At 41.1% G+C, this 13,774-nt stretch carries 13 protein-coding genes; 10 read left to right on the top strand and 3 right to left on the bottom strand.

Features of this window, described 5'->3' with window-relative positions; translation table 11 throughout:
• Nucleotides 1-63 precede the first annotated feature (63 nt).
• From mnmE to B6F02_RS03050, 3 genes are all read left to right on the top strand, one after another.
• Complete coding sequence (gene mnmE, locus B6F02_RS03060; protein ID WP_080145936.1) at nucleotides 64-1,452, top strand: tRNA uridine-5-carboxymethylaminomethyl(34) synthesis GTPase MnmE; 1,389 nt, start codon at nucleotides 64-66, stop codon at nucleotides 1,450-1,452.
• Nucleotides 1,453-1,504: 52 nt separating this feature from the next.
• On the top strand, nucleotides 1,505-3,391 hold the full coding sequence (mnmG, locus tag B6F02_RS03055) for a tRNA uridine-5-carboxymethylaminomethyl(34) synthesis enzyme MnmG (RefSeq protein WP_080145935.1): 1,887 nt from the start codon (nucleotides 1,505-1,507) through the stop codon (nucleotides 3,389-3,391).
• Between the two features lie 138 nt (nucleotides 3,392-3,529).
• Nucleotides 3,530-3,859, top strand: a complete 330-nt coding sequence (locus B6F02_RS03050; protein WP_080145934.1) for a four-helix bundle copper-binding protein — start codon at nucleotides 3,530-3,532, stop codon at nucleotides 3,857-3,859.
• A gap of 119 nt (nucleotides 3,860-3,978) precedes the next feature.
• Here the strand turns inward: B6F02_RS03050 and B6F02_RS03045 are convergent, their stop codons facing one another.
• Entirely contained in the window at nucleotides 3,979-4,359 is a 381-nt protein-coding gene (locus B6F02_RS03045; protein ID WP_080145933.1) for a hypothetical protein, read from the bottom strand.
• Between the two features lie 250 nt (nucleotides 4,360-4,609).
• Here B6F02_RS03045 and B6F02_RS03040 point away from each other — a divergent pair, with 250 nt between their 5' ends.
• Nucleotides 4,610-5,836 (top strand): hypothetical protein, encoded by a 1,227-nt coding sequence (locus B6F02_RS03040; protein WP_080145932.1) that lies wholly within the window; start codon nucleotides 4,610-4,612, stop codon nucleotides 5,834-5,836.
• 135 nt (nucleotides 5,837-5,971) lie between these two features.
• Here the strand turns inward: B6F02_RS03040 and B6F02_RS03035 are convergent, their stop codons facing one another.
• A complete protein-coding gene (locus B6F02_RS03035) occupies nucleotides 5,972-6,187 on the bottom strand; it encodes a hypothetical protein (RefSeq protein ID WP_080145931.1) in 216 nt (71 codons plus the stop codon).
• 241 nt (nucleotides 6,188-6,428) lie between these two features.
• Here B6F02_RS03035 and B6F02_RS03030 point away from each other — a divergent pair, with 241 nt between their 5' ends.
• From B6F02_RS03030 to B6F02_RS03005, 6 genes are all read left to right on the top strand, one after another.
• The gene (locus B6F02_RS03030) at nucleotides 6,429-7,757 is read left to right on the top strand and encodes an ABC transporter substrate-binding protein (protein WP_218672157.1); all 1,329 of its coding nucleotides are present in this window, start codon (nucleotides 6,429-6,431) and stop codon (nucleotides 7,755-7,757) included.
• Between the two features lie 118 nt (nucleotides 7,758-7,875).
• On the top strand, nucleotides 7,876-8,736 hold the full coding sequence (locus tag B6F02_RS03025) for a carbohydrate ABC transporter permease (protein WP_080145930.1): 861 nt from the start codon (nucleotides 7,876-7,878) through the stop codon (nucleotides 8,734-8,736).
• Nucleotides 8,736-9,554, top strand: a complete 819-nt coding sequence (locus B6F02_RS03020) for a carbohydrate ABC transporter permease (RefSeq protein WP_080145929.1) — start codon at nucleotides 8,736-8,738, stop codon at nucleotides 9,552-9,554. Before B6F02_RS03025 ends, B6F02_RS03020 begins: the two co-directional genes overlap by 1 nt.
• Nucleotides 9,555-9,581: 27 nt before the next feature.
• Nucleotides 9,582-10,283: a DUF624 domain-containing protein gene (locus B6F02_RS03015; protein ID WP_179128511.1), complete on the top strand. Its 702-nt coding sequence runs from the start codon at nucleotides 9,582-9,584 to the stop codon at nucleotides 10,281-10,283.
• Nucleotides 10,284-10,413: 130 nt separating this feature from the next.
• Nucleotides 10,414-11,487, top strand: a complete 1,074-nt coding sequence (locus B6F02_RS03010) for a mechanosensitive ion channel family protein (RefSeq protein ID WP_080145927.1) — start codon at nucleotides 10,414-10,416, stop codon at nucleotides 11,485-11,487.
• A gap of 218 nt (nucleotides 11,488-11,705) precedes the next feature.
• Entirely contained in the window at nucleotides 11,706-12,566 is an 861-nt protein-coding gene (locus B6F02_RS03005) for a helix-turn-helix domain-containing protein (RefSeq protein WP_080145926.1), read from the top strand.
• A gap of 233 nt (nucleotides 12,567-12,799) precedes the next feature.
• Here the strand turns inward: B6F02_RS03005 and B6F02_RS03000 are convergent, their stop codons facing one another.
• A complete protein-coding gene (locus B6F02_RS03000) occupies nucleotides 12,800-13,720 on the bottom strand; it encodes a ring-cleaving dioxygenase (RefSeq protein WP_218672156.1) in 921 nt (306 codons plus the stop codon).
• Nucleotides 13,721-13,774: the final 54 nt, after the last annotated feature.

The following is a 13,774-nucleotide window of genomic DNA, read 5'->3' as shown; positions in this document are numbered from 1 at the left end:
GTATGATTCATTGTGGTGGACCAGGCACTTTTTTTGTGAAGAAAAATAGGAGGGCTTAAAAACATGGCTATTGAATTTGATACGATCGCAGCGATTTCGACGCCTCCTGGAGAAGGCGGAATCGGCATCGTGCGCATCAGCGGAGACGAAGCACTGGATATTGCGGACCGCGTTTACCAATTAGGAAATAAAGCATTGAAAAATCAACCAACCCATACGATTCATTACGGACACATCGTGAATCCGAAAACGGAAGAACAGATTGACGAGGTAATGGTTTCGATCATGAAAGCACCTAAGACGTACACACGTGAAGATGTTGTCGAGATCAATACGCACGGCGGGGTACTGGCCGTCAACAAAGTGCTGCAGACCGTTCTGCATAATGGAGCGCGTTTAGCGGAGCCGGGTGAATTCACGAAACGGGCTTTCTTGAATGGACGAATCGACTTATCTCAAGCAGAAGCTGTCATGGATGTCATTCGCGCCAAAACGGATAAAGCGATGCATATGGCTGTCACACAGCTGGATGGCAATTTGTCTCGTCTGATCAGAAATCTTCGTCAGGAAATCTTGAACACATTAGCGCAGGTCGAAGTCAATATCGACTATCCTGAGTATGATGATGTTGAGGAAATGACGTCAAAATTACTAGTAGAAAAAGCCAGACAAGTCAAAGAACAAGTGCTGGAACTGCTGGAAACAGCGAGCCAGGGAAAAATCCTGCGTGAAGGATTGGCAACTGCCATTATCGGCCGTCCGAATGTAGGGAAATCCAGCCTATTGAATACGCTGATTCGAGAAGAAAAAGCCATCGTAACAGAAATTGCCGGAACCACCCGTGATGTGGTCGAAGAGTATGTCAGTGTAAAAGGTGTTCCTTTAAGATTGATCGATACAGCCGGAATACGCGAAACGGAAGATATCGTCGAGCGGATCGGTGTCGAACGCAGCCGCAAAGCATTGACCGAAGCGGACCTAATTTTGCTTGTGTTCAATCAGAGCGAGCCTTTGACAGAAGAAGATAAATTACTGATTAAAGCTACGGATGAACACCACCGGATTATTATTTTGAATAAAATGGACTTGGAAAATCAACTAGACTTAGAAGAACTGAAGCAACTGGTTGATCCGGATAGTATCGTACCGACATCTATCATCAGTCAAGAAGGACTGAACGATCTGGAAGCGAAAATTGCCGATTTATTCTTCTCCGGCAGAACCGGGGAACGAGATGCCACCTATGTTTCTAACATTCGTCATATTGCACTGCTGAACGAAACCGTTGATGCTTTTGATGACGTGATCGAAGGAATCGAAATGGACATGCCAGTAGACTTGGTTCAGATCGATATGACCAGAGCCTGGGATCTATTAGGTGAAATTACTGGAGACAGCGTGCAGGACGAACTGATCACGCAGCTGTTCAGCCAGTTCTGTTTAGGAAAATAATCAAAAATAACCGTTAAATCTTGAAAAGTTTAAACTAGAAAGGAATCATTCGATGCAAACTTATGAAGCTGGATATTATGATGTGATCGTTGTAGGGGCTGGACACGCTGGATCAGAAGCGGCACTTGCTGCAGCCAGAATGGGTTCTAAAACCCTGCTGGTCACCATCAACTTGGATATGGTCGCACACATGCCATGTAATCCATCGATCGGCGGGCCCGCAAAAGGAATCGTTGTCCGTGAAATCGATGCACTGGGCGGAGAAATGGGCCGCAATATTGATAAAACTTACATTCAAATGCGGATGCTGAATACCGCTAAAGGTCCTGCTGTCCGTGCCTTGCGTGCACAAGCAGATAAGCACCTTTACTCAAATGAAATGAAACGTACGATTGAAAGAACCGAAAATCTGGATATGAAACAAGGTATCGTGGATGAACTGATTGTGGAAGACAATGTCATCCAAGGGGTGATCACCAACACTGGAGCGGTTTACCGTGCGAAAGCCGTTGTCTTAACAGCTGGAACTTCTTCTCGAGGAGAAATCGTCATCGGAGAATTGAAGTATTCTTCAGGTCCGAATAACACTCAACCTTCAGTTAAATTATCTGAAAATCTATTGGAACTTGGATTTGATCTTGATCGATTCAAGACAGGAACACCTCCGCGTATCCATAAAGATTCAATCAACTATGCGGTAACAGAAGAACAACCGGGAGATTTAGAGCCGCATCACTTCAGCTTTGAAACACCGGATGAAAACTATCTGACAGATCAGACTTCTTGCTGGTTAACGTATACAAGTACAACTTCTCACGATATTATCCGTGAGAACCTGCATCGTGCACCTATGTTTACAGGAATCGTTGAAGGTGTCGGCGCACGTTACTGCCCGTCTATTGAAGATAAAGTCGTTCGTTTCTCTGATAAACCGCGTCACCAATTGTTCCTGGAACCTGAAGGCGAAACGACAGATGAGATCTATGTACAAGGATTGTCTTCTTCCTTACCGGAAGATGTGCAACTAGCTGTCCTTCATTCTGTAGAAGGTCTGGAAAATGCCAAAATGATGCGTACGGGTTATGCCATTGAGTACGATGTGGTTAAACCGTATCAACTGCGTCCTTCTCTTGAAACCAAAATGATCAGCGGACTCTTTACAGCCGGTCAAATGAACGGAACTTCCGGGTATGAAGAAGCTGGCGGACAAGGACTGATCGCTGGAATCAACGCAGCTCGTCTTGTACAAGGCGAAGAACCATTTGTCATGAAACGAAACGAAGGCTATATCGGTGTGATGATCGATGACTTGGTCACCAAAGGAACCAATGAACCGTATCGTTTACTGACTTCCCGTGCTGAATATCGTCTGCTTTTACGTCACGACAATGCAGACTTCAGATTGAGCAAAATCGGTTACGACCTTGGTTTGCTTTCAGAAGAAAGATACCAGGCATTCTTGACGAAAAAAGAGCAAGTCGAAACAGAATTGGCTCGTCTGAAAACGATTCGTTTGAAACCAAGCGATGTAAAAGCATACTTGGAAGAAAAAGGCGAACCGCAACTAAAAGACGGCATCTTGGTCTATGACTTTATCCGTCGTCCTTATGTGAAATACGCGGACATCGTACAATTTGCACCAACAGACTTGCCGCTTTCAAAAGAAGTGACAGAGCAAGTTGAAATCTTCATCAAATATGAAGGTTATATTGAAAAAGCCTTCCGTAAAGCTGAAAAAGTGAAGCGTATGGAAAACAAACGCATTCCTGAAGGGATCGACTATTCAGCCATCAATGGTATCGCAACGGAAGCCATTGAAAAACTGACCAAAATCCAACCAGAAACGATTGCCCAAGCCAGCCGTATCAGCGGTGTCAACCCGTCTGATATCTCTATTCTGATGGTTTATGTAGAGCAAGGCAGTGTGGCGAAAGTTTAAACATTCTATTATTAAATTTAAGGAGCCGCGGACTTGATTCCGGGCTCTTTTTTTATGCTCTAAGCGTCTTTTTTGCTATAAGGTCAAGCGGAAAGTAAACTTAAGGTATTAAAAATACAGGAAGTAAGGAGTGATACTATGAACGAGGCCGTTGAAACGTTGGTCAGCCAAGTAGCTGCGTGTGCGAAAGCTTGTAATCAGTGCTTTTATGCTTGTCTGAAAGAAGAAGATGTCAAGATGATGACGAACTGTATCCGCACGGACCGTGAGTGTGCTGATATGTGTGGAATCGTGGCAGATTTTGCTTATCGGGAAAGCGAAGTATTCCCTGATCTGGTTGCTGCATGTGCTAAAATGTGCGGAGTCTGCGCAGCTGAATGTGAACAGCATGATATGCAGCACTGCAAGGATTGTGCCGAAGCTTGCCGAGCATGCGAAAAGGCATGTAATGACTATCTTGGTCAATAAGAATCAGATAATGAAATGATTGCTGAAAAAACGGTTATTAAATCATCTTAAATAAGAAAAACAGGTACGCCTTCAACACCATGGCGTACCTGTTTTTAAATAAAAGTTGGTTTTAATGTTTACTTTCTAAGAGCTTTTATGAACACTAAGATCACCTTTGAGCTGAGAAAACCTAATAGTAAAGAAACAACAAATAAAATCAATGAAGGAATGGTCTCGTACATCAATGAGTTGTCTAAGTAGTGTTCAAATATCCATAAGCCGAAAAAACTGTAAGCGACCGAAAGTCCTATAGCTAAAATATAAAATAAAACTGTATGCATAAAAGAGTAGGAATCTAGTGTTTGTTCATCTGGATTGTTCAGGCTTCCAAAAGCTGCACCGCCTGTAATGTCTGATCTGCCATCAAAATCTGAATCTCCAGAATGCACTCGGTCATGCATAGAACTGCTCATATTGTTTGTTCGATCATGTTGTCTCTGTCTGTCTCTATCACTCATTTTTTCAAAATGCCTCCTGCTTGCTGTATGAATTTTATAAAAAACTTAACTTAATGGATTAGTTTCAGTATACTGTTCAAGAAGGTCTTTGTCTATGCGACTTTGTACCTATAAAGAGATAGTATAGTATTTTGTTGTTAATCATCATCCTGTTTAAAACAAATTGCACTAGAGCGTAAAATAAGATATGGAAATCATTAGAAATGTACTATTACTGTTTTAAAAGTACATATGAAAGATAGGAGAAAAGATGAAAAAAGGGATTAGTTTACTAGTATTTATGGCGGTCATTTTAAGCGGCTGTCAGTGGATAAGAGGCCCACAAGGATTTGGTGCAACGGAACTTGGAGAAACATTTCAAGCAGAGGACAGAGTGCCTTATTTTCCCAGCAATGGATATATTGATATGGAAAATATGTCCAGTGCAATTGTTGTCGCTAAAACTGGCGAAAGAAGAAATGCAGCCGAACAATATGAAGAAGTGACACCAATCAACGTAATGATTGAAGAACTCCTGTCTGAGCAGACGCAAGAATCGATAGAAATTGGAGAAGAAGTCACGGTTTATGAACCATACTGGATTGATGAAGAGAATGGAAACTATCAGACGACTGATGCTTATATTCCGCTTGAGGAAGGTAAAAGATATATTCTGTTTCTGCAAAAAGCATCAGAAGACAGCTATGCGATTGCCGGAAACCGCTTTGGTGTCTATCAAGAAGGAAAAAGCTTTGCCGTGATGGGAACGGAATATGCTACAGTTGAAGATTTGTGGGCATACTCATTTGTCCCAAGCACAAACAATATAGATTTATCCTCTATTGAAACGCAGATATATACTGACATTGAAGAAGAACTTCAAGAACGATTTTTCAGGGATGCTGAAGATGCTGCTGCTGGAAAGAGTCTGTCAGACTTGGAAGGGGTAGAAATCTTTGGAAATGGTGTCAGCAAAGAAGAACAGCCGGTACCCGATTCTCTCAGCAGCCTGGAGGAACGGTCTAGTCAGATTGTTTCGGCTCGAGTACTGGAAATCGAACAGCTGGGAACCTATGTCGGACGTACGATGGGTGCAGATCCGGCACAAGTACGCGTAGAAATAACAGAAGTTTATAAAGGAAACAGTCAAAAAGAAGAGAGAATAACGGTGGTGGATAATTGGTGGATGCATTGGGTGCATGAGGATGTTGAGCACTTGAATATTAAACGCGGATCCGTCCCTTTAGAACCGAGGGAAGAATATATTCTCTTTCTAGATTCGGTAGAAGACTTTCCTTCAAATAATCCATACACTGTAGATAATGGGTTTGGAGTCTATCATTCATCAATGGAGGGTGTCTTGGCAAGCCAGCTGGACCTGAATACGTATGAAGACATCAAAGGGTATACGTTTTTAGCGGCGGATGAAGCAACGCTGGAACGCTATCAGTCTATTCGTGAAGCAGTCTTAGCTAAATACGGAAATGGACCTGGTTAGTCTTACTAGAAGATAGATAGAAGAAAAATAAGAAGAATCCGCTGAGGAAATCAACTCCAGACCTCATCAGCGGATTCTTTATGTATTATGTATCAGTAATTTACTTTCAATAAACATAGCAACTAAAGTAAGTCATCAACTATTGTATCCGAATAATAATACGTAAATCATATAAAAGAGACTGCCTGATGCCAGAACCAGCCCGCTGATCGTCAGCATAGCGGTAAGCCATTTAGGATTCTCGCGTTTCTTTTTCCAAGCACCTATAAGCAAAATCAGTGCGAGGATAAGGACCACCAAACCAAGTAACGTCAAGTCCAACCTAAAACCTATTAGATTTTCTGTTAACATTTTTTTAACCTCCTTTCGTTTGATACTACCAGATTATCTCTGTTCACTCTATACAAATGACTGTAAGCCAAGCGCTCTTTGTCGTAACACAAAAAAACGGATATAATTGGAACCGTTTTAATTGAATAAGAGAAAGCTATTATATTACAATTAGTTTAGTAAATAAACAGCTGATTGTGATTAGATAAAACAACAGTTACTGTTAAATTGTTCAACAAGATAAAAAGAAGGGGAGATCAAGATGTACAATATTCGGTATAAAAAAATGAAAGCGGGCGCAATATTAACAGGTGCTAGTGTGGTTTTACTGGCAGCTTGCGGGAATGAGAGCGGTGCTGGACCAGGCGGTATGGGCGGAACGAATAATGGCGGCGGAGACGGCGAGACGATCCAGTTGAATATCATGCAAGGGAAAGTAGAATTTAATGAACAGTTTAATGAACTTGCGGATCAGTACATGTCAGAGAATGAAAATATCCAAATTGAAATTACCTCTGTCGGCGGCGGGACCGATTATTTTACACAGTTGACCACTAGGTTTTCTTCTGGTGATGAACCAACGATTTTCAGTGTGGCGGGACCGAACGAGATTGAGCAATTCCAGGATACGATGGCTGATATGTCGGACACGGAAGCCGCTCAAGCTGCTCTTGAAGGGACGATTGAAAATGTAACACATGAGGATGGACGAGTGGATGCCATTCCATATAATTTAGAAGGCTACGGATTTATTTATAATAGAGAAATATTTGAACAAGCTGGTATTGATCCTGAGTCACTTTCCACATATGAAGACTTAGAAGCAGCGGTTGAAACAATTGACAGTCAGAAAGAAGATCTGGGGATAGAAGCGGTCTTTGCTCTGCCAGGTGCAGAAAGCTGGGTAATGGGCGACCATTTGGCGAATGTTTATCTATCACCAGAATTAAATGGAAACCCGGTTGATGCGTATAACGCAGAGTCTCTAGAATTTGAACGGTCAGATGAATTTAAGCGGATGTTAGATCTGCAGATGAATCATTCTGTAGAACCAGTACTAAGTTTAGACTACTCTCAACAAGTAGAAGAGTATTTCTCACTGGGCCAAGTAGCGATGATCCAACAAGGTAACTGGATCTATCCGACATTGGAACAAATGGATCCGGAGCTGGCAGAAAATGTTGGAATGATCCCAATTCCACTAGAGGGACATGAAGATCAATTGCCGGTTGGGGTACCCAATTATTGGGCTGTAAACAGCAATAACGACGAGGCTACCGTTCAAGCTGCGAAAGACTTTTTAGACTGGATGTATTTATCTGATGAAGGAAAAGAATTTGTCGTCAACGAATTTAACTTTGTACCAGCGTACGAAGGGTATGAAGATATGGAAATCAGCGACCCGCTTTCCCAAACCGTTTATGATTATTCTCAAAGCGGAGACACTATTGGATGGGTCTTTACAGGTTTCCCTACAGGGTATCAGTTAAATGAATTTGGTCCGAATCTTCAAGCGTACATTGCTGGAGAGATGACTTGGGAAGAAGCAATCGAAGCTTCCAAAGAAGCATGGGAATCAATGAGAGAATAAAGTGATTGAAAAGAGCCCGTCAGCTTGATCGATCGCGGCTCTTTTCTTTTTGATTCAAATAAAAGCATGATTGCTAGCAAGGTTTAAAGCACATGCTTGCAGAAAGGAAGCTGAAAAGATGAGAAATAAAGAGTTAACCTTCTGGTTGTTTATTACACCGGTCTTATTAAGTTTGTCTCTAGTGGTCATTGTTCCCGTTATTATGGGTCTTTTTTACTCTTTTACAAACTGGGATGGTCTGACAATTACAGAGTTTGTAGGTTTCAGCCACTATCAACGCTTACTGGGAGATGAACAGTTCATTCAGTCTTTATGGTTTACAGTGAGATTCTCTATCGCTAGTATTATTTTACTAAATGTGATTGGTTTAGGTCTGGCTATGCTGGTAACCAGCAAGCTGAAAAGTAAAAATATTCTGCGGACAGTCTTCTTCATGCCGAATCTGATCGGCGGGCTGATTCTTGGATTTATCTGGCAGTTTATTTTTATCCGAGTATTTGCTGCAGTAGGTGAATTTATTGGAGTGGAAGCCCTGCAAGTCTGGCTGGCAACGCCGACGACTGGATTCTGGGGAATTGTGATTTTAACTGTCTGGCAGATGGCAGGATATATTATGATTATTTATATTGCTTACTTACAAGGAGTTCCAAAAGAATTGCTGGAATCTGCTGAGATTGATGGCGCAACACCCTTCCAGAAATTCAGACATGTGATTTTCCCATTGATTGCACCGGCATTCACAGTCACGATGTTTCTGACATTATCCAATTCTTTCAAGATATATGATCAAAACTTATCACTGACCGGCGGGGGTCCGTTTAATTCTACTCAAATGGTTGCGATGAATATTGTAGATACTGCCTTTTCGGGAAACCAGATGGCTTATGGACAATCTAAGGCAATCGTTTTCTTCATTATCGTCGCGTTGATTTCGTTGACTCAAGTGTACTATAACAAGAAAAGAGAGGTGGACTTGTAATGAAAAAGAAGCAGCGCTCACTAATCGTGCTGGAAATTTTCGGCATTTTGTTAGGACTTGTCTGGCTCTCTCCGTTTTATCTGATGATCGTTAACAGCTTCAAGGACCCAAGAGGGATTTTTTCTAATGTGCTGACGCCCCCCTCAGAGCTGAATGTGTCCAATTACCAGCAGGCGTTTGAAGACCTGGAATTTGTCCGTTCGTTCTTTAACTCCTTGTTGATTACTGGAGCAAGTGTCATCATTATCATCCTATTTTCTTCAATGGCTGGATACGCATTGGCTAGAAATAAAAGTAAACTCAGCAATGCCTTGCTGCTTTTATTCGTAGCAGCGATGCTGATTCCATTCCAGTCCGTTATGATACCGCTGACGTCTAATTTCGGTCAGATCGGTATGCTGAACCGGCTCGGATTGATCTTGATGTATTTGGGATTCGGCTGCAGTCTTTCGATTTTTCTCTATCACGGAGCCATGACCGGAATATCTGTAACCTTAGATGAAGCAGCACGAATGGATGGAGCAACGAAATTCCAGATTTTCTGGCGCATTATTTTTCCGTTATTAAAACCCATATCGGTTACAGTCGCCATCTTGAATGTCATCTGGATCTGGAATGACTACTTGCTGCCGTCATTGGTCTTAGGAAACAACAGTCAAACGATTCCCATTCGAATGTTTTACTTTTTTGGACAATATACGAAACAGTGGCACTTGGCGTTAGCTGGATTGACGATTGCGATCATTCCAGTCATCATTTTTTACTTTACTTCTCAAAAGCAAATTGTCGAAGGGGTCGCAGAAGGCGCACTGAAATAATCGGCAACTATGGAAAGGAAAAAGATTATGTGGAAAGAAAAAGCGTATATGGTGGCGTATGAATTGTCGGATATGTTAATCCAGTTGTTTATCGCCAATCTTTTATGGATCTTGTGCAATAGTCCGTTAATCATCTTAGGCATTCAGCTGCGACTTGCAACTAGTATAGAAAGTTATTTCGTATTGCTGCCCTTATTAACCTTGGGACTTCCACTGTTCTTCTTCCCCACGACGCAAGCACTGTTTTGTGTGATGCGGGACAGTGTACTGCAGAGACCCAGCGCGACGATCAAAGACTTTTTCAGCTATTTAAAGAAAAACTATAAAGAAACCTTGCAGCTGGGAATCCTGGTCACCGGTACACTAGTCGGTCTGTGCGCAGCAGCTTATTACAGCTGGTTCAACAGCCTGATTCTATTTACCATTGTATTGATTGCTTTGTTCTTTTTGATGGTCATGACTTTGCAGCTGTTTTCTTTTCAAGCGCATTTTGATATGCCGCTGCTCTGGAAGCTGAATCGCTGCCGACAGCTGGTTTTTGCAAGACCCATCTATTCTATCGGTGCTTTTTTACTGATCGCTGTCTTGAACTATGCAGGAACAGAAATCAGTATTGCGCTCTTTATCTGCATCATTCCGGCTGCCAGTATATTTGCTGCAACACTGCTGTTTTATTATCAATATAAAAGAATTACGACGAAATCCAAGGTTATGGATTACCATCAGTAATGTTTAAATAAATGAGTAGCTGATCTGTGATAGATCAGCTGCTTTTCTATGTTCAGATGCTGTCCGTTTAGAGATTCATGACCAGTTTTGTTATAATACGAAGACAAAGAAGTTCAAAGGAGCGAAAACAGTGTCATTTTTAACAGACTGGATCAATTATTTAGAAGAAGCGGGGCTGTCTTACTGGATCGGTGGAATCCTTGGCGTCGTATTACTGCTGGCTTTGGGGTATATTTTAAAACAACTTGGGGATCGGTTTATCCAAACAGATAAGTGGTCAGCTCTATGGCGGACGTTTGTCAACTGGAGTATGTTGTTTGCACTAGTCATTTTCTTGGTGACTTACTTATCCAATACACCCTGGTTATATGATACGCTGTTTACTTTTGGAGAAACCCGGATAACCATTTTCCTGATTGCGGCTATTATATTTGTGTTGATTGTGGCGATCAGATTTTCCAACGCTGTCAAAAAACATGTTTTGCCGACGGTTTATTCTCGGTACGAATTGGATAGAGGAATGCAGGCGACTTTCAATACATTGTTTCAGTATGTGGTAGTAGCGATTGCTGTACTGGTTGCCCTATCTTCACTCGGATTCAACTTGACCAGTTTAACCGTTTTTGCCAGCGTTTTAGGTGTCGGGATCGGGTTTGGACTCCAGAATATTATGTCTAATTTCATTTCTGGTCTGATCATCTTGTTTGAACGTCCAGTAAAAGTGGGTGACCGAATCATTATTGATGACACGATTGCGGATGTAGAAGAGATCAAAATGCGGGCGACAATTGTCAAAACTAGAGCGAATGAACAGATGATCATTCCGAATTCATTTTTCCTGGAAGAAAAATTCATCAATCGGTCTTATGCCGATACGCGGCTGCGTATCACAGTCAGTGTAGGGGTATCTTATGATAGTGATGTCACATTGGTCAAACGCTTGCTGGAAGAGTCCGTTAAGGAATTGAAAAATGAAAAGTGGTCAAATATTTTAGAAGATCCTGAACCGAGAATCTTTTTTGAAAACTTTGGCGATTCCTCTCTTGATTTCACTGTCTGGTTCTGGATCAATCAGCAGACAGAAGAAAGAGAATTCAGAATACCCAGTGACTTGAGGTTCAAGATTTTTGAGAAATTCAATGCAAATAATGTCGAGATTCCATTCCCGCAGAGAGATTTGCATATAATAAACACTTCGGAATAAGCATGAGTAAGCTCTGATTCAGTGATGGAATCGGAGCTTTTTAACGAGCAGATTTTTAAAGAAGTAAGAAAAAACAGCTAAATAAAAGGATGCTGCAGGTTTATATATAAGGGAAAGTGAAGAATTTTAGAGATGAGTATAGAAAAGTCCGATTTGCTTAGGTATAATAAAACTATTATAATTATACTTATATTTTAATAAGGAACGAGGCGTTATAAATGCGATTAGGGGAGAAAATCAAGAGAAGACGAAAAGAAATCGGCATGACGCAGATAGATCTCGCAGACGGTATTTGTACTCAAGCAATGGTCAGCAGACTTGAAAAACAAAAAGTCAGACCCAGTCGAGACTTGATGGAAAAACTGGCAGACCGGATGGAAACACCGATGAGTTATTTTTATGGGGAAGACTCTATGGAAACCAGACATTCGCAAGTCAGCCAGCTGAGCAAAATGATCAGACAGCATCTGGACCGCAGAGAGTATGACTCTGTCGCTTACTTAGTAGAGACCAATCAAGAACTAGTGGCACGATCTATTGGGGAAGATCGTCTGTTTTTCGAGTGGATCAAGGGGCTATTATACTCACATAGAGATGGCGACCATGATAAGGCATTAAAACATCTCAGTGACATTGAAGAAGGCACCAAAAAAGGGGAATTGCGTGTCGAAATCATCGATAGCATAGGTAATCAGTACCAGCGAATCAAAGATTACGAAAAAGCTGAAGAGTATTATGAAAAAGGCTTTGAATCTTTTTCGGAATGGATGGGGCATGAGAAAAAAGCAAAATTATTGCTGAATTACTCTATTTGTCTGTTCAGAGAAGAGAAGTATAGAGAATCACTGGAAAAAGTACTGCAGGGTCTAGAATTATTGGTGGAGAACAATACATTATTTTTACTTGGGGACTTCTTTTACCATAAGGGCCGCTGCTTGGAACAATTAGATCAGGACAGACAGGCTAGCGAAGCTTACAAGAAAGCTGCCTTCATTTTTGAAATCCAGCAAAACGAACGCTTCCTGACCATGGCCAACCTGGCACTGGATCAGTTAGAGGAAGCGGAAGTACAGAATTAGAAAATCAAAAAAACGAGTTCATGACAACTTAAAAGTTGGTGTGAACTCGTTTTTTGTAATGGAGTTAATTGAAATAAAAGAAAATTCTTCTTATGCTAAACTAGTGAAAATGTGGGTCAGAAGTATAATAGTCAAGTCCAGACTTTTGTATAAAATGTACGATACTTTGTTTTAGTTTAATGCAAACGGGATATATTTTCTAATTGTCAAAAGATTGAGTCAAAGATTGATTTTTAAGATAGACGTGGTAAATGAGCTTCAATCAACGGTCTTTTGGATTCAAGCCATTCTGGCAGAAGCAAAGTTTCTCCAAGATGTTCCAATGGTTCATCCACTGTGAATCCTGGTGTATTTGTGGCAATCTCCATTATAATATCGCCATGTTCTTTGAAGTAGATAGCCTTGAAATACTGGCGGTCTTTCACCTCAGTTGTTGGGTATCCATTATCCATTAAATAATTTTGCCATTCTAGATGGTCCGAAAAATCTTTTGCACGAAAAGCAATGTGATGAACCGTACCTACTCCAAAGGTCCCTGAAAGGCTTTCTGATTTTTTCAAATCAATTGTGTTACCGATCGTTCCTTCTGTTTTGAAACGAATATAGTTTTCAGTTTCCTCTATCCTCTCAAATCCCATATGATTTTCTAAAAGCTCTGCTGTTTTATCCGGCTGCGCAGATAAAAGAGCAGCGCCGGCAAACCCTTTTATAGATTTTTCTTCAGGAATTCCTTCAGACAACCAAGTATTTTCACCGGAAACAGGTCTAGCTGCAATAGCTAGGTTAAGTCCATGAGAATCTTGAAAGAATAGAGTTTCTTCTCCAAACAGTGATTTTTGTTCTACTTTTATATTGAAAGAACGTAGTCTCTCACTCCAGAAGTCTAAGGCATCTTCTGCAACGACAAACATGGTTCTGTCTACTTGACCAGTTCCGACGGTTCCTTTGTAAGCTTTTGGCCATGGGAAAAAAGTCATGATGGTTCCTGGAGCGCCTTCTTCATTACCAAAGTATAAATGATAAGTTCCTGGATCATCAAAGTTTACAGTTTTTTTAATCAGTCTAAGACCTAGAACCTCTGAATAAAATGCTACGGTTTCTTTAGGGTTTCCTACAATAGCAGAAATATGATGAATTCCAGCTGTTTTTTTCATTATCCAACGCATCCTTAAATTTATTTAGTATAAACATAATTATCTCTAATTCGT

It is taken from the genome of Marinilactibacillus piezotolerans (genome assembly GCF_900169305.1).
Taxonomy (GTDB): Bacteria; Bacillota; Bacilli; order Lactobacillales; family Carnobacteriaceae_A; genus Marinilactibacillus; species Marinilactibacillus piezotolerans_A.
The sequence above is the reverse complement of the archived record's forward strand: the minus strand, read 5'-3'. Positions and strand labels throughout refer to the sequence as shown.